Raw genomic sequence first — 16,906 nt, forward strand, 5'->3', positions numbered from 1 at the left:
CTAAATCAGCAACCTGTTTTATCGAAAGACCACCGGAGGGTGCCGTAGAACCTTTTTATGGTTTTTGTTTTTATATTTGCTCTGTCGAATATTTTTGTACTTCCATTTTTTGAATCGATTTCGTCAATTAATACCGGAATGATAAGGTTACGATAAATTATTAGTGGCTTGATTGAACAAAAAGGTTATACTTCATCCGTTAGAATTTTTTGCTTCAAAGGGTTTGTTATCATATTATTCTGAGATTACATCCATAAATTTTTTGTAAGTAATTGATTAATATATTTAAGTTTGTTTGAAAAATAAATTAAACCAATTCAATTATCTTTAATCCTAGAAACAGAAGAGACGGAAAGCGCGAAGTAACACCGTAGGGTTAAATAGGGTAAAAAGCGCTAAACTGCCGATTTTTGTTAAAACTTATCAGTTAACTATTTTCAAATAGTTATATTCCTAATGTTTTAATTGCTCAATTGAAGTAATTCGGTCCGCATTGCCTTGTGTGACCGGCTACGATAAGCCAAGCAATAGATTTCGGCAATGGTCAGATTGCTCTCGAATAGAGTATTTATTTCAGTTGAATCCGACGTCGCACTTTTTATGTCGTTCACCTTATGCGGAGCCATAATATTCAGGTAATAGAGGTGTTTATGTCATGGTTTGATTGGTAAGTCCGATGGATGAAGCCCCTTTTTTCAGTTTGCGCTGGAAATTATCGATTTTATTCGGCATAGGAATGTTGTTCGTTTATGGCGCTTATTTCTATTATGCTTATAACGAAGTGAATCGGGCTTTCAAGCTCGAACGCGAACATATTCAAAGCAAGCAATTCGACACCGCTCAGGTATTATCCAACGAAGCATTCCAAACTTTAGACCAGCTCGCCGAAGGTTTAGCTCTCTCGGTAGGGGATACTGATAAAGAAAAAAAACTGTCCGAAATGTTGGAGCGAAATGGAGAGCAATTACAATTAATTTGGGATATTGAAAATGTTACTCTATTTGATGAGAGTGGGCGACTCATTGGTGCATGGGGGCGTAAGCTGGCAATATCCGATGCTGATGTGCATCAGGTTTTAAAGGCCGAAGAACCTGTTCACCGGCTTGTATGTCCCGATGCTTGTTTTCAACAAACGATGATTCCAATGTTGGGGCAATCAAAGTCGTCCGGTGTATTGAGTGTATCTCAGTCTTTTGCAGACATTATCATAAAATACAAAAAGCTAACGAATAACGATATCGGCATTTTGGTCGAAGACTTCCTGACGTCTGAAGACCCAAATTATGCGGTCAAATTAACCGCTAAAACTTTTTCCGGTTTGGATTTCGACATCTTAGGTATTTTATCCAAGAGCGACGCAGTCAGTCGTTTTGCCGATCGTAACGAACGATTATCTTTCGGAGACCGTTACTATGAGCTCGGTATGAGACGCATGAATCACTCGGAGACAAATCGTGCGCCATTTTTTGTTTTTGTTAACGATATCACTCACGAAATAGATGTTTTAAATGTCGAGCGGAGATCAATTTGGATTCAAGTATTGATGAGTTTTTTCTTATCGCTACTTGTATTATTGATTGTTCTCCGGTTTTTCATTGGTCGCGTGGACAGACTGTCAAAAGCGATTCCGTTATTGGCCGGCAGGCAATTTCCGGCATTCAGGCAGCAAGTAAAGTCTAAAAGATTGTTTCCATTTTTTCATGATGAAATCGATCAACTAAATCATTCCGTATTAGGATTGGCTCAACAGCTTGAGTTGGTGGAACAAATCGTAAATACTAATACGCTTGAAATCATAGAGCATAACCGGAATTTAGCCGAAGAAAGAGATTTTATTAATCGTATGGTGAGTGCCGCTCCCGTCATAATGATTACGCAACGGATGAATGGATTGATTGCGAGTGCGAATCAGGCGGCGGCGGATGTTTTAGGCGAAGAAAGGGATTCGATTATCGGTAAATTATTCGATCTTTATTTGCCGTCTTCCGAGGAACATCATCGGGCTCAATTAGCCCGGCTAAGAAGCGATAGGCATGCGCAACGGTTGCAAATAGAAGGTAGTTTGTCATCGAAGCTAGGCGGAAGTCGCGACATATTTTGGATTCATGCGCCATTTTATCAGGATGGCGAAAACCAAGAAGCATTTGTGCTTTCGATGGGCGTCGATATGAGTGTCGAACATATCGTTGAGCAAAAGTTATTAGTCATAGCAAATTTTGATCCGGTTACCGGTCTGGGTAATCAGAGGAGCTTTGAATCCGAACTAGCCGATCGGCTCGCATCGGCTAAAAGACATGGTGGCAAGTTAGCCTTGCTGGTATTTGATGTGACTCCGCGCGGCACTGGCGATTTACGTTTCGATATATCTTACATGGTTCGTGTCGCAAGCAGGCTTAAGCCCATTCTGCGATCTTCCGATCGATTGTATCGTATTGGCGATAATCGTTTTGCGTTGATAATGCCGAATTGTCAACAACGAGGGATTATTGTATTAGCGAATAAAATCATTGATGAAGTCGAATCACTCAATGTGGAAATTGATTCGCCAAACCTTTTCTTATCAACGAATATCGGAATAGCGCTCTATCCGCAGCATGGCGATACGGTCGATCAATTAAGGGCTAATGCTCATTCGGCGATGCATCATGCAAAAAAAGACGGCTTCTATTTATTTTTCGATCAGCAACGTAATAGTCAAGGCAACGGCAAGAGGCGAAGCGAATGGCAAGTTTTATTCGATATTGCTTTCGATAGGGATCGATTTGTGTTGAGTTACCAGCCGGTTTGGGATATCGATCAGCGTTGCGTAAGTTATTTTAAAACTCGCTTATGTATACGACGAGATGACCGTAGTTTGATTTCGCCGGAGGAATATTGGCTTTATGCTGAGCAATTAGGACTCGCGGCTCGACTGGAGCGCCTTCTAGTCGTTACAGCAATTAATGAACTTGCTTTTTATAATCAATCGGGGAATCGGATTAGCATCTCGATCGGTTTATCCGGTGCTTTGTTTTTAGATCCCGACTTTTGCTCGGATATGGCTGGATTATTAAACAAAAACGCGGTTGATCCGAGTCAGATCATGTTTGAAATCAGTGAGTCTTCGGTGATTGGACAGTTCGTTATCGCACAACGTTTTGTAAGGCGCATTAAAGAATACGGTTGCCGGTGCGCATTAAACGATATCGGAATTGAGTTTTCATCGTTTTTTTACCTTAAACATTTGCCGGTCGATTTTGTTGAAATCGATGGGCAGTTCGTCGATCAAATTAAAAAGAACCAAGACAACAGCAAAAATTTACAGCTGATGGTCGAAGTGGCACAAGCACTTGATAAAGTTACTGTTATTGAGTCGGTGAGTACGCGTCGGATTTTCGATGTGGTTAGGAAAATGGGGGTTAATAACGTCGCTGGAGACTTAATCGGTAAGCCGAGCGAAACCCCAATCATTCAAGCGAATCGAGTGGGGTGATCGCTTTCTTGATTTGCAATTTACGCGTAAAACTCATATGGGTTATCGACTGATTCTTGTTCGATAGACATAACGGCTTGATTCAGAGCGATCAATTTTTTTTCTTCCTCGATTTGTAGGCCGATCATATAGAAAATAGGCATCCACAACGGGTTGATCAATAATCCGCCGAGCACTGATTTAAAGGTACGCTTGATATTTTTAAAGGGATTAAAAGATTGACCGAGCGATTCATAGGGCGATGCTTTAAGCGCTGCTTGAATTGGTCTGAGTTTGGATTGTTCCGGTTCTTCAATCATCACTAGGAAATTCGTCAATTTCCGTTCGATTTTTCGATAATTTAATCGCGCCAGTCCCGCCGATACTGCGAATGTAATAGCGACAAAAGGCAATAATACTGCCGGAGGCGCTATCGGTGCAAAAAAAGTCGACATCATTACGATACATAAGCCTGCCATCACAATGTCCTCTCCACGTTCGACATCACGATCAATGGACGCAACGATTTTAGTTACGTTATCGTCCAGACTATTAGCTGAATTGTCTGTTTCTCTATTCATTTTGCATGCTCCACAAGAAGAGTCAAACTGAGAGTATCCATACAAAGCTTACCTCTTTAACAGGTTATCATCAAAGTTTCAACGAACAAGTTGTGCTATAAAAAATTATATCAATAAGAAAGATGACGGCATTCGTAAATTTTTATTTTACTGCTAATCTTAATGTGCGAACTGTAGAGATGGTTATTACTCCTTATCCGAGTGGAAAACGTCTAGTTTTCAGTTGGTTTTGGGCGCGTTTGTCGGGAATGACGGTAGTAGATCAGCTTTTGCTTCAGCAAAACTGGTATTTCCGTCATCCTTCGTGGTTAGGATCTGCCGTCAAGTTCCCTAAAGATGAGTTTTTTCCGGCTCCTAAATCTTTCCATCTTTCTTATTGGATCGAATTTCGCTAAAACATCGAACAGTTTTATTAATAGGGGAGTAGGGCTTTTTATTAATGAGAGATTTAGCTTTGGAAGAAGATTTAACGACCGATTTGTCGATATTACAAAGTCATTTAGATGGCATGATCAATCGGGTCCAACAGAACAGTAATGCCTTAAGGCGATTTCAAGCATTTGAAAGACGCTTGCTTAACTTAAATTCTTTATCCGAAATGATTATTCATATCCTTGAAGACGGGAAGGCGTTTTTCGACCTCGATGCCATTAGTCTATGTTTGGTCGATAAAGAAAACGAATTATCGGAGTATTTGATACAAGACGGTTTCGATATCAAGGCCGCAAGGCAATTGACGTTGCTTAAAGATCGTCATCAGCTGAAAACTCTTTTCGGTTTTGCAGTAAAGCCATATATCGGTGCCTATCATCCAAAATGTTCTGAATTTTTTAATTATACTGATCGAAAGCCTATTAGTGTCGCATTGATTCCGTTAATCCGACGGGGAAAATACCTCGGATCGTTGAATTTCGGTAGCTTTCAGCAGGAACGCTTTATCGATACGATGGCAACTGATTTTATCGAACATATGATTTCGGTGGTCAGTATTTGTTTGGAAAATAATCTCAATTTCGAGATGATGCGCAGGACCAGTTTTATCGATACACTGACCGGCGTCAACAACAGACGTTTTCTTGAGCAAAGACTTGGAGAAGAAATCGATCGTTGCCAACGAAGCGGTGAGCCATTGTCTTGTTTGTTTCTCGATATCGATTATTTTAAGTCAATCAACGATACCCACGGACATCAAGCCGGAGATTATGTTCTAAAGCAAGTGGCCGGATCGGTAAAAAATCTGCTACGCAATAATGACGTTCTGGCTCGATACGGTGGAGAGGAGTTTGTAGCTTTGTTGTCGAACCTTAATGAAAGTAAATTAATAGCTATCGCTGAACGTATAAGATCTACGATTGAATCGCTCAATATGGTTTTTGATGGTAAACCGATTCAGGTGACTATTTCGATAGGGGCCGCGTCTTACTCGGCATCTAAGCATATACTTTCGAGCGCAGCCGATATTGCGATGCGGCTAATTGAGTCGTCCGATGCTGCGTTATATCAAGCCAAGCACAACGGTCGCAATCGTATTGAAAATAATGGCTTTATTATTGACCGAACGCTAATGGAAAGCGCGGTATCCTATTAACCTAGAAAAAGTATTTAACCATCAAGAATAAGAAGTTAGGATTCGGTCAAAAAGTAGGTGTCGGCGGTAGGGAAAGCCGCCGTCTAGCCTACACGGACAACATCTAAACTCCAAAGTCCATTGGCTATGGTTAACTATCTTGGATAGTCTAGTTGTTTGGCCTGGGCCTGCCACGCGAGCCGCCGAACTCTTAGCTCCAGGAAGTTATTTATCGCGAAATCCTTAATTGAATAGTTTGACATGCATTTGCAAAACAACTTCGCTATTTTGAACGGTTATTCATAGTTTATGAAAATATCCTCTTGAAGTACTTAAATGATCCCTCCAAGCTATCACTAGCCTAAGTATAAAATCACAACTTCCGCTCTGTGCGTTCAATATAACTTCTCTGTTCCGTGCCACATGTCAAAAATTAGACTTTTTATCGGCTTAGACTTGTTATCATAATGTCATCTTACAATATTATAATCCGCTTATATTTAGCCTAATTTTCGGGGTAACACATGATCGAGCATATGGTCAGACATTACAATATTTTGTCCATTGTCGGTAATATCATTACTGTAAATGTTGACAGTGCCTTTGCAAACCAAGAAATCACGACTCGATTCGGGGATTTAGCCGAAGTCGAAGACGTCAACGGCAGCGAATCTTTGGCTCAAGTCATCAAAATCGATGGAAGCAAGGTGGCTTTGCAGGTTTTTTCGGGAACTCGGGGCATTTCGACCGCAGCTTCGGTGCGGTTTTTAGGTCATTCGATGCGAGTGACTTATTCGGCGAATATTCTCGGCCGGATTTTTAATGGTACGGGGGGGCCGATGGACGGTGGTTCGATGCTTAAACCGGACCCGAAAGTGACGATTAACGGTGCGTCGGTGAACCCGATGAAACGAGTGTTAGCTTCGAAAATGATCCGAACGCAAGTTCCGATGATCGACCTATTCAATTGTCTGGTGGAAAGTCAGAAAATACCGATTTTCTCGATTTCGGGTGAGCCGTTTAACGCATTTTTGGCTAGAATCGGTATTCAGGCCGATGCCGATATCGTAGTTTTTGCTGGCCTTGGCTTAATTTTCGATGATTTTCATTATTTTAGGTCGCAATTCGAGGAAGCGGGAGTCTTTGCGAGGACAGTGATGTTTTGCAATCTAGCTTCCGATCCTATCGTTGAACGCCTATTGGTGCCGGATATGGCATTGGCGGTTGCTGAACGCTTCGCAGTCGAAGAGGGTAAACGGGTATTGGTGTTGATGACCGATATGACCGCTTATGCCGATGCAATGAAGGAAGTCGGTATTTCAATGGAGCATGTTCCGTCGAATCGCGGCTACATGGGGGATCTCTATTCGCAGTTGGCGCGCCGATACGAAAAAGCCTGCGATTATAAAGGTGCCGGTTCCGTTACAATTTTGTCGGTGACAACGATGCCGGGTAACGATGTGACGCATCCGGTTCCGGACAATACCGGTTATATTACCGAGGGTCAGTTTTATTTGCATGACGGCATGCTCGATCCGTTCGGTTCGTTGTCTAGATTGAAGCAGCATGTCATCGGTAAGGTCACACGCGAAGACCACGCACAAATCATGAATACGATGATCCGTTTTTACGCGGGCTCGGTCGATGCCGAACAAAAGCAGGCAATGGCCTTCGATTTGTCCGATTACGATAAAAAACTGCTCAGATTCGGACAATTATTCAAAAAACGTTTCATGGACATCAATGTTTCGATTTCATTGGAGCAGGCCTTGGATTTGGGATGGCAAACCTTGGCCGAATGTTTTGAGGAAAATGAACTGTTGATGAAACAAGCGTTGATCGATAAATATTTCCCGAAGAAAAATTATGGCAAGACTGTCGCTTAATAAGGCTTCATTGCATAAAGAAAGCGCTAAACTCAAGCGCTATCGACAGTATTTACCTTCGCTCGATCTCAAGCGAAGACAGTTGATGGCCGAGCGTGCAAAAGGCTTGGCACGGCTCAAAAATACCGAACTGCAAATCGAACAGTGCCGGCAAAAAGTTAGCGAAACATTACCGATGCTGTCTTATCGAGAGATTAATTTAAATAACCTGGTTAAAGTTTCGGGCGTTGAAATAGGCGAAGAAAATATTGTCGGTGTCAATGTGCCGGTATTGATCAATCACAATCTGGCGCTGATGGCCTATTCGCCTTATCTTAAGCCGCATTGGGTCGATGCGCTGGTTGTGCGATTAAAGATCATGTTGGAATTGAAATTGCGACAACAAGTCGATAGGCAGCGCTTGATGATTTTAGAAGCGGCAGTCAAAAAAGTAACACAAAAGGTTAATTTGTTCGATAAGGTGTTGATTCCTAAAACGGAGCGTAATATACGCAAAATCCGTATTTATCTGTCTGATGCCGAACGAGCCGATGTGGTCCGGGCTAAAATGACCAAACAAATCCGAATTAAACAGGGTGTCTAAATGGCAATCGTTAAGCTGAAAAAGATTACATTTTGCGGCATGCTACCTGATAAGCGTCAAATTTTGGAGCAAGTGCAAGCATTTGGCGGATTGCATTTGATTCCGCTCACCGATCCACCGGATCAGGAGTTCGGCGTACCTAAAAATACTGAGGGCGTGCTTGAAGCGCTTAAATATTTGAACGCTTGCGGAAACAAAAGACATCAGATCAGAGACAGTACTCGCTTCGATCTTGAGAAGGTTACCGAAGAAGTTTTGGCTATTAAATCGAAAGTCCGTGAATATACAGATACTTACGACACATTATTAAAGCGAATCGAGGAGGTCGAGCCCTGGGGCGATTTTCATTTGCCTGCCACAGAGCACTTGGCCGGCCACCGATTATGGTTTTACATCGTCCCGAAAAGAATGATGAAAAAACTCGAGGGCTGTGATTGGATTTGGCAGACGGTTTACCAAAACAATTTGTATTGTTATGTCGTGGTCGTTGCCGAATCCGAGCCGCCCGAAAGTAGCATGCCGGTGGCAAGAACGCATACCGGATCCGTTCCTCTTTCGACGTTGAAAAGCCAGCTCAGTCAGGTCGAGTTGACGCTCGAGGATTTACAAGCCGAACGAGAGTCTTTAACTCGCTGGATAACTTTAATGACAGTGCATTTCAGCGAGGCGCTCGATCTAGCGGATTTGACTAAGGCACAAACTATCACGCACGACGAGGCCGGCGTGTTTGCATTGCAGGGATGGTTGCCCGAAGCGCAAGTCGATAAATTCCGCCGTTTTGCCGATAATCAAGGCTTGGCTTTATTGGTCGAAGACCCGTCGCCAGAGGATAATCCTCCGACCTTGCTTGATAATCCCCGGCAATTGGCTGGTGGAGAAGACATCGTAAATTTTTATCAAACGCCGAATTATTACGGTTGGGATCCATCGGTTGTGGTGTTTTTTTCATTTAGCGTTTTTTTTGCGATGATTTTATCCGACGCAGGTTATGCCGCGGTTTTCGGATTTATATTGTTGTTCAAATGGCGCCGCCTCGGACAAAGCCTCAAGGGTCGGAGACTAAGGGTGTTGGCAGCTAATACGGTGGTTATCTCGCTCGTCTGGGGCGTTATTTCGGGCGGTTATTTCGGCTACAGTCCGCCCGAAGAAAGATTAGTGTCCGCATTAAAGATCATCGATATTAACGATTTCGATGGCATGATGCGCTTGTCGATCGCGGTCGGTGTCGGGCATATTGCGTTGGCCAATGCGATTCGAGCCTATCGGCGATACCCTTCTTTAACGGCATTGGCCTCTGGCGGCTGGCTGTTGGCAGTCGTTGGCGGATTTTGTTTTTGGTTGTCTGAGGCGATAGATAGTGTGCTGTTGCGCCAAATGGGCATTATTTTGCCGAGCGTTGGTGGCGTTTTGTTGTTGCTTTTCAGTAGTGAACGCGGTTTAAAACGCTGGAACGACTTGTTATGGCGTTTACTGGACGGTTCTAAGAGCTTGATCGGCATTACCCAATTATTCGGCGATGTACTCAGTTATATGCGTTTATTCGCATTGGGTTTAGCGAGTGCTTCGTTAGCGCTGACTTTCAATCAATTAGCGATGCAGGTTTATCATGCTTTACCCGGTCCCGGTTTGTTGTTTAGTATTTTGATTTTAATCGTCGGTCATGTCTTGAATCTGATGCTATGTCTGATGAGCGGGTTAGTGCATGGCTTGCGTCTGAATTTTATCGAGTTTTATAACTGGAGCGTTTCCGATGAAGGTTATCCCTTTAAAGCATTTTCCAAAAAAGGAGTCCGTTGATGGCTGAGGTATTAGTGATTTTAGGATGGATCGGTTTATACGCCCCGATGGCCTTGGGCGCGATCGGCAGCATTATCGGTTGTGCGGTCGCAGGTCAAGCAGCGATCGGTGCGATGCTCGATACCGAAACCGGGCATGGTCGCTATGTCGGCGTTTCGGCGATGCCGTCTTCTCAGGTGATATATGGCATTGTCGTGATGTTTACACTGAATCGGCCGATTACCGAAGCGAATGCTTCCGGCATTTTTGCGGTAGGCGTCTTGGCCGGATTCGCGCTGATGTTTAGTGCGATTTATCAAGGACAATGCTGCGCCTCGGCGATTCATGCCTCGAAAGCTAAACCTGAAATTTTCGGTTTATCGGTCGCTCCTGCCGCGATCGTCGAAGGCTTTGCCGTCTTTGCATTTATTTTCGCCCTCGTTATCAGCGGCGGAATTCCTCAATCTTAAGAGTCGAGAGTATGAAAGCGGAAAAAGCGGGAATCGCGTCAAGCGGCGTTGAGAAGCTGATCGAGCGCTTGAGAGATGAAGCGATTAATGCCGGACAGGCCAAAGCCGAGGATATCGTGCTTAATGCTCAAAAGCGTGCGGCTTGGATTATCGAAGAAGCCGAGCAAGAGGCGCAGTTATTGATCGAAAAAGCTCGTGTAGAGGCTGATGCCCTAAAAGCTTCCGGTGTCGATGCGCTACGCTTGGCGGGCCGAGATGCGTTGCTTAAATTACGCGATACTTTGCTCGGCAGCTTCAGTCAGGAAGTCATGCGCGTGGTCGGAAAACAAATGGCGAAAAGTGAGTTCATCGAACAGTTGATTTTGGCGCTTGCAGGGCGTGTTCGGGAAAAAACCGGCCTTGATCAAAATTCTAAAATTATTTTTCAATTACCCGAAGACGTTGTCGGCGTCGAGGATTTGCGAAGAAATCCGGAAGAGCTCAAGCAAGGTGCCTTATCGCATTTGACTGCCGCGATTGCATCGGATTTGTTGCGGGAAGGTGTATCGTTTGAGGTTTCGGATCAAATTAAAACGGGCTTGGTAATCAAGCTCGAAGAGAACAATATGATGATCGACTTTACAGATGAGGCGGTCGCGACATTGTTTCTCGAGCATTTGCAACCTCGCTTTAGAGCGCTATTGCAAGGTATCGTTAAGTGAGCGGCTGGAATTTTAAATATACCTTGTTACTTAGCAGTCTGCCTGTCCACCCGGTCGATTTATTCGAAGCTCGCCAGCTTCCGGTTTCTCGAATTCAATTAGATAAACGTTTGGCTTTGTTAGATGCCGAAGATGCCCAGGATTTGGCGCGTATTGAAGCTTTGCTGCATTGGTCGAAAATGAAAGAGCTTGATGACGAAGCCATTGTTAAGCAAGGTATGGCCGACTGGTATTCGATCAGGAGTCCGTTTTTAAAAGATATCGTTATGTGGCGATTGGAATTAAGAACTATTTTATCGGCGCTTAGAAGAAGGCGGGACGGCATGAACTTAGCGCCGGACATGCCTTTTTACGGCTTTGGCGATCGGTTGCGATTCATTAGACAGCATTGGCGTGATGCCGCTTTCGGGTTAGATTCTATATTGCCCTGGGTTAGGCAAGCCAGTGAACTAATCGAACAAGATCGATCACTGGAATTAGAAAAACTGATGCTCGAGGTGGTTTGGCGACATTATCAGAGAGTTGGGCAGGGGCATTATTTCGATTTTCCCGCAGTCGTTATTTATGTATTGAAATGGGATGTCATCAACCGTTGGTCGAGTTACGACAAAGAGCATGCCATGCTGCGCTTCGACGAATTAATCTCGGCCGGACTGGAAGGCGTTTCGATTGAATTTGGATAAAAACCCTACGATGAATGAAAGCAAATTGATAGCTGATTTAGATCAAGCGTCGGCGAGAGTCGTCTCTGTTCAGGACGATATTGTTTCGATCGAGTCGGTTGCTGACACGCCGCTGACAAAAAATGAAGTCATTTATATTTTGCCGAGCCGAAGCGAAGCTAAACATAAGGAGCGGCTTAAAGCAGAAGTATTGCGTATCTATGGTAATCGTGCCGATGCACAAGTTTATGAAAATACCTCAGGGGTTGGTGTTGGCGATCCGGTTGTACAAACCAGTGAATTACTGTCGGTCGAACTTGGGCCCGGGCTTCTGGGGCAAGTCTATGATGGCTTGCAAAATCCCCTCGATTTATTGGCAACCGAATACGGCTATTTTTTGCCTCGGGGCGTCGATTTGCCGGCTTTGGATAAAAATACCAAGTGGGCATTCACGCCGTGCGTGCAAACCGGTGCAAAACTGTATGCCGGCTGTGCAATCGGAGCCGTTCAGGAGCGACGCTTCAGCCATAAGATCATGGTGCCGTTCGACATCAATGGAGAGGTCGAGGTCACTTGGATTCAAGAAGGTAGTGTTACGGTCGATGAGGCCGTCGCAAAAATCAAACTGGCCAATGACAAAGAGCAAATCATTACGCTCAAACAGAGATGGCCGATTCGCTTGCCGTTATCGCAACAATTGCTGCGCAATAATGTGGTGCAACGTCAATATCCAACCGATCCCTTGATAACGCATTTACGTTTGATCGATACTTTTTTCCCGATTGCCAGAGGCGGTACCGGCTGTATTCCCGGGCCGTTCGGTGCGGGTAAGACAGTTTTACAAAGCTTGATATCGAGAAATTCGGAGGTCGACATTGTTATCGTAGTGGCTTGCGGCGAGCGAGCCGGTGAGGTTGTCGAGACCATTACCGAGTTTCCGTTGACGATCGATCCAAAAACCGGCGGGTCGTTGATGGACCGTACTATCATTATCTGTAATACTTCGTCGATGCCGGTTGCGGCTAGGGAAGCGTCGATTTATACAGGAATCACGCTCGGTGAATATTATCGGCAAATGGGCTTGAATGTATTGCTGCTGGCCGACTCGACGTCTCGTTGGGCGCAGGCGATGCGCGAAACCTCGGCGCGGCTTGAGGAAATTCCGGGGGAAGAAGCTTTTCCAGCCTATTTAGATTCGGCGATCAAAAATATTTATGAGCGAGCCGGCGTCATTAAAAATCGTGACGGAGGAACCGGAAGTCTGACTATGATCGGCACCGTTTCGCCGGCCGGCGGTAATTTCGAAGAACCGGTTACGCAATCGACATTGAGCACGGTCAAGACTTTTTTAGGACTTAGTGCCGACCGGGCCTATAAACGTTTTTATCCGGCTGTCGATCCTTTGTTGTCCTGGTCTCGTTATTTAGAGCAACTTAGGTCTTGGTATGATCGTGAGCTTATTGCAGGGTGGACTGAGCTCGTGTCCAAAATTTTGGACTTGCTTGCTCGGGGCGACAGTGTCTATCAAATGATACAAGTCGCCGGCGAAGAAGGCGTGACATTGGAAGATTTTGTGCTGTATCAGCAAGCCATATTCATCGATATGATCTATCTGCAACAGGATGCTTTCGACGATGTTGACGTGTCGGTGCCGCTTGAGCGGCAAAAAGAAATATTTATGCTGATTATCAAGTTGGTCGATGCGGAGTATCGCTTTACCGACCAAAACCATGTGCGGGATTATTTTACTCGGCTGACCGGACTGTTCAAAAATCTTAATTATGCGGTTTGGCGTTCAACCGAATATAACGATTTACTCGCTAAAATAGAGAATTTGTATAAATCGGCCGCTAATCAACAATTCCCGGTTTAAACATGTTCTCGCAGTTTAGAGTGGGGTGTGGAGCATGCCTGTCCAAGAATGTCGTGAACTTAGCGCTTTATCGCGTTAGCAGTTGAAACGGTTCTCTTTCCTACTAAATAAACCATTTAGGAAATAGTCAATGATTGCTTTCCAATACACTGATCGTGGAAGAGGGTGCGATTCAGCAATTCCCAATTTGAGAATAAAAAAGGGTGCGGAGTGTGCTTGGCGAAGATGTCGGCGGCAGGGGGTGATTTTTGCTCCTCGGCAATTGCTCCTGCATTGCCCTAATATACACGCCATCCTTCGCGTTTAGCCGCCGCCAAGCCTCCTTGGATGGGTTTACGGCGTTCCTCGACAGGCATACCCCGCACCCTGAAAACGGAGAAATTTCTCAAACTGAGAATTGCTGGGGTACGATTGCTCGCTTGACAGGACGCCGTAAACCCAGAACCTAAATGCCATAGCCTATTGGCCATGATTGGTTACATAGATAATTTAGGTCTGGGTAAATACGTCCATGTAGGCTCAATGCCAGTCCCTCGCCTAGCGTTAGGTGAGGGGACCGAAATCCACTGTGCCTCCTTAGGTACTGCCGAAATGTGAAGTGCGAAAGGTATATTTTTGTATATTCCTAGGTTTTAAATTGACCGACCATTTCTTTCAATTGGCTAGCTAAGGTCAACAATTCTCGGCATGCGGTCGTTGTGTTTCTAGCGCCGACCGATGTTTCGTTGGAGACCGAGCTGATATTGCTGATGTTGCGGTTGATTTCCTCGGCGACCATGCTTTGTTGTTCGGCGGCGCTCGCGATTAGATTGTTCATGTCGTTGATTGTATCGATTTTGTCGCTGATGCTGGCGATCGCCTCGCCTGCCGATGCGGCTTGATCGACGCTGGTTGTGGCTTGTTTTTTGCCGTTTTCCATAACTTTGACAGCTTGTTCGGCACGGGTCTGTAAGCGTTCGATCGTTTTTTGGATTTCCAGCGTTGAATTTTGCGTGCGGCTTGCCAGTGTTCTGACTTCGTCGGCGACAACCGCGAATCCTCGGCCTTGCTCTCCGGCTCTAGCCGCTTCGATTGCGGCATTCAGTGCCAGGAGGTTGGTTTGTTCGGCGATACCTTGAATGACGCCCAATACTTCGCCGATGCTATTGCTATCCGACTGTAGTTCATGAATGACATGCGCGGCATTTTCCACTTCGGATGCCAACCGGTTAATGTCTGCGACGGCAGCCGTCACAACATTTTTTCCTGTCAACGCTTCTGCGTCTGCTTTTGATGCGGCCTCTGAGGCTTTAACAGCATTGCGAGCGACTTCTTGAACGGTGGCTGTCATCTCTTCCATTGCAGTTGCCACTTGTGTGGTTTCGGATTGTTGCCTATCGACACCGTGTTCGGTTTCTTCGGAAATATTAGCAAGTCGTTGCGAGGCTTGAGTCAATTGTTCGCTGGTCGTGCTGATATGGTCGACTGTCTTGGCTATTTTTTTCACGAAATTGTTGAAGCTGTGCGCAACCCAAGCAAATTCTGTTTTTCCTTCGGTTTTTAGCCTGGCTCTGAGGTCGCCTTCTCCGCTGGCAATGTCCTGTAGTTTTATCGCCAGATCGGTTAGCGGTGCAATGATGATGCGGTTCATCGAAATATAACCGGCCGCACCTATTACGATCAATGTGATAATCGTAAAGCCGATTGCGTACAGTACATGGGTTCTTAGTTGTTCATTGACACGATTCAAAGGTGTAATGATTTCAAAAGCGCCATGAAGGTCGCCGGCACGTTTGTTTTCCATGCGATAACCAAGTATATCGCTTCCTGCATAATTGCCCCATAGTTCGCCTGAAGTAGCCGGATCGCCATGACAGACTTCGCATTGCTTGGCCAATCTTACCGGTCGAAAGTAACGGATTTCTTGGGTTTCTTCGTCGATGTAGGAGTATTCAGTGGACTGGGGATTATTTTGGAAAAACTGAAGGGCTTTTTGTTCCAGCGCATCGGCTTCGTTAGCAGGGTTCCGTGCGCCGACTCGAGGTGCTTTGAATCGGAAGTTCCCTTCTTTGGCTTTGGCTTCGACGACATCCATTGCATTCATAACCGGGACCGTCGCCAAAATTTTTGCTCTGCGTTCGGGGTTAATGCTGTCGCCGGCCATTATTTTTACTAGCTCGACAGAAAAAATACCGCTTTCCCATTTTTGATTGGTATTTTCCCTAACCGATTCGGAAACCAATAGCAGGTTCTTGGCATTTTGAATTTCGGATTCGATCAGTTTTTGTTTTTCCGATATCCCGTACGTTACCAATAAGCCGCAAGCTATGATTGCCAGTCCCGTAAGGGTGATAGCCACTACTTTAACGCCAACAGAGTTCCAATTCATCATTATCATTTTTGTTCTCCAGCATATCCTGAGTAAGTATTATATGCGATATGCATTGTCAATTGGCCGTACCGTCAAGCCTGGTTACGGATTTAGTTGTTAAAAAGTAATTCTTCGACGTAGGTTCTTTATTCATGGACAAGCTTGACCCGAGGCGCCGATTAGCTCGAAGCCGGTATTGTAAGTTGCAATCTAATCGACTTAAGTACTTGCCTATGGACTGATTACAAATCCGACTGCCGAAATAGCGGGTTTTGTATGATTAAAAAACAGTCTCGCCTCGGACCTCCTATAGAGTAGGCCTTTTTTCGATCGGATCAGGGTAATTTACGTAGAAAATAGTTACATTAAAAATTTAATTTTTACAGTACTTTCTATTACGTATTTATATCTAAAGAGCGGTTTAATGGAGCGGTCGCGAAGATCGCATCGTTAATTAGGATAGCTTATAAATCGGCTGATGAGTATTTTACTTTAATCGTCGTAAGGTTATGTCGCTAAATAACGAATTTTATGAATTAAATCATAAAAATAACCTGAGTCATCAGGTGCGTAAACACGAATCCGGAACCGCTTTATTGATTTTTTATCATAAATAAATATCTTAAACTAGTCTTAATAAATGCAGTGCCTATCGGCTAACATATTGAACTACATAAGTTAAAAGTCACCCTGGTTTTTAACCCGACGTTTAAAAGCATGACTGGATTTTATATAGAGTTATAATATTTATTATTTATTATTCAATGCTTTATAAGCGGAAGATGGTAAAGCTTGGTTGGTTTGTTTGAAGAAATCGCTTGTATGCATCGTATAGAGTATGCTCGCGGAAAAATCGGATCATTCGCATATCAAATTGCGGTTTTGTCTGAGTAGTCGGCTTCCCGGTGCCCGGTTTTTATCGACTTGAAAGTATAAATTGGATGAGACCAAATCGATACTCCAAAGAGTTATTGCCAGCAATTCCCATGTTGAACATGTTCTCGGA

The 16,906-nt window shown here is 44.4% G+C and carries 11 protein-coding genes; 9 read left to right on the top strand and 2 right to left on the bottom strand.

Features of this window, described 5'->3' with window-relative positions; translation table 11 throughout:
* Window positions 1-676 precede the first annotated feature (676 nt).
* Window positions 677-3,472 carry an EAL domain-containing protein gene (locus tag ACINK7_RS10010; protein WP_404361212.1) on the top strand — a complete coding sequence of 932 codons (2,796 nt, stop codon included), beginning with the start codon at window positions 677-679 and terminating at the stop codon, window positions 3,470-3,472.
* Window positions 3,473-3,492: 20 nt separating this feature from the next.
* On the opposite strand, the gene ACINK7_RS10015 is transcribed toward ACINK7_RS10010, so the two are convergent.
* Window positions 3,493-4,032, bottom strand: a complete 540-nt coding sequence (locus ACINK7_RS10015) for a hypothetical protein (protein WP_404361213.1) — start codon at window positions 4,030-4,032, stop codon at window positions 3,493-3,495.
* 439 nt (window positions 4,033-4,471) lie between these two features.
* On the opposite strand from ACINK7_RS10015, the gene ACINK7_RS10020 reads away from it, so the two are divergent.
* The 8 genes from ACINK7_RS10020 (at window position 4,472) to ACINK7_RS10055 (ending at window position 13,550) form a co-directional block, all read left to right on the top strand.
* Window positions 4,472-5,620 carry a DUF484 family protein gene (locus tag ACINK7_RS10020; protein ID WP_404361214.1) on the top strand — a complete coding sequence of 383 codons (1,149 nt, stop codon included), beginning with the start codon at window positions 4,472-4,474 and terminating at the stop codon, window positions 5,618-5,620.
* A gap of 503 nt (window positions 5,621-6,123) precedes the next feature.
* Window positions 6,124-7,485, top strand: a complete 1,362-nt coding sequence (locus ACINK7_RS10025; protein WP_404361215.1) for a V-type ATP synthase subunit B — start codon at window positions 6,124-6,126, stop codon at window positions 7,483-7,485.
* Window positions 7,466-8,068 (top strand): V-type ATP synthase subunit D, encoded by a 603-nt coding sequence (locus ACINK7_RS10030; RefSeq protein ID WP_404361216.1) that lies wholly within the window; start codon window positions 7,466-7,468, stop codon window positions 8,066-8,068. The genes ACINK7_RS10025 and ACINK7_RS10030 overlap by 20 nt, the downstream gene beginning before the upstream one ends.
* Complete coding sequence (locus tag ACINK7_RS10035) at window positions 8,069-9,865, top strand: V-type ATP synthase subunit I (protein WP_404361217.1); 1,797 nt, start codon at window positions 8,069-8,071, stop codon at window positions 9,863-9,865.
* Window positions 9,865-10,314, top strand: a complete 450-nt coding sequence (locus ACINK7_RS10040) for an ATP synthase subunit C (protein ID WP_014148134.1) — start codon at window positions 9,865-9,867, stop codon at window positions 10,312-10,314. The genes ACINK7_RS10035 and ACINK7_RS10040 overlap by 1 nt, the downstream gene beginning before the upstream one ends.
* An 11-nt stretch (window positions 10,315-10,325) precedes the next feature.
* Window positions 10,326-11,015: a hypothetical protein gene (locus ACINK7_RS10045; RefSeq protein ID WP_404361218.1), complete on the top strand. Its 690-nt coding sequence runs from the start codon at window positions 10,326-10,328 to the stop codon at window positions 11,013-11,015.
* Window positions 11,012-11,698: a DUF2764 family protein gene (locus tag ACINK7_RS10050; protein WP_404361219.1), complete on the top strand. Its 687-nt coding sequence runs from the start codon at window positions 11,012-11,014 to the stop codon at window positions 11,696-11,698. Before ACINK7_RS10045 ends, ACINK7_RS10050 begins: the two co-directional genes overlap by 4 nt.
* 10 nt (window positions 11,699-11,708) lie before the next feature.
* Window positions 11,709-13,550, top strand: a complete 1,842-nt coding sequence (locus tag ACINK7_RS10055; RefSeq protein WP_404361220.1) for a V-type ATP synthase subunit A — start codon at window positions 11,709-11,711, stop codon at window positions 13,548-13,550.
* 625 nt (window positions 13,551-14,175) lie between these two features.
* Here ACINK7_RS10055 and ACINK7_RS10060 read toward each other — a convergent pair.
* Entirely contained in the window at window positions 14,176-15,921 is a 1,746-nt protein-coding gene (locus tag ACINK7_RS10060; RefSeq protein WP_404361221.1) for a methyl-accepting chemotaxis protein, read from the bottom strand.
* Window positions 15,922-16,906: the final 985 nt, after the last annotated feature.

The sequence above is a fragment of the Methylotuvimicrobium sp. KM1 genome, assembly GCF_044788715.1.
In the GTDB taxonomy this organism is placed as follows: Bacteria; Pseudomonadota; Gammaproteobacteria; order Methylococcales; family Methylomonadaceae; genus Methylotuvimicrobium.

Excerpts from the sequence above, each read along its gene's own strand:
- ACINK7_RS10015 (WP_404361213.1), bottom strand. The coding sequence starts at position 4,032 with ATGAATAGAGAAACAGACAATTCAGCTAATAGTCTGGACGATAACGTA.
- ACINK7_RS10055 (WP_404361220.1), top strand. The coding sequence starts at position 11,709 with ATGAATGAAAGCAAATTGATAGCTGATTTAGATCAAGCGTCGGCGAGA.
- ACINK7_RS10060 (WP_404361221.1), bottom strand. The coding sequence starts at position 15,921 with ATGATGAATTGGAACTCTGTTGGCGTTAAAGTAGTGGCTATCACCCTT.
- ACINK7_RS10025 (WP_404361215.1), top strand. The coding sequence starts at position 6,124 with ATGATCGAGCATATGGTCAGACATTACAATATTTTGTCCATTGTCGGT.
- ACINK7_RS10030 (WP_404361216.1), top strand. The coding sequence starts at position 7,466 with ATGGCAAGACTGTCGCTTAATAAGGCTTCATTGCATAAAGAAAGCGCT.
- ACINK7_RS10020 (WP_404361214.1), top strand. The coding sequence starts at position 4,472 with ATGAGAGATTTAGCTTTGGAAGAAGATTTAACGACCGATTTGTCGATA.
- ACINK7_RS10010 (WP_404361212.1), top strand. The coding sequence starts at position 677 with ATGGATGAAGCCCCTTTTTTCAGTTTGCGCTGGAAATTATCGATTTTA.
- ACINK7_RS10045 (WP_404361218.1), top strand. The coding sequence starts at position 10,326 with ATGAAAGCGGAAAAAGCGGGAATCGCGTCAAGCGGCGTTGAGAAGCTG.
- ACINK7_RS10040 (WP_014148134.1), top strand. The coding sequence starts at position 9,865 with ATGGCTGAGGTATTAGTGATTTTAGGATGGATCGGTTTATACGCCCCG.
- ACINK7_RS10035 (WP_404361217.1), top strand. The coding sequence starts at position 8,069 with ATGGCAATCGTTAAGCTGAAAAAGATTACATTTTGCGGCATGCTACCT.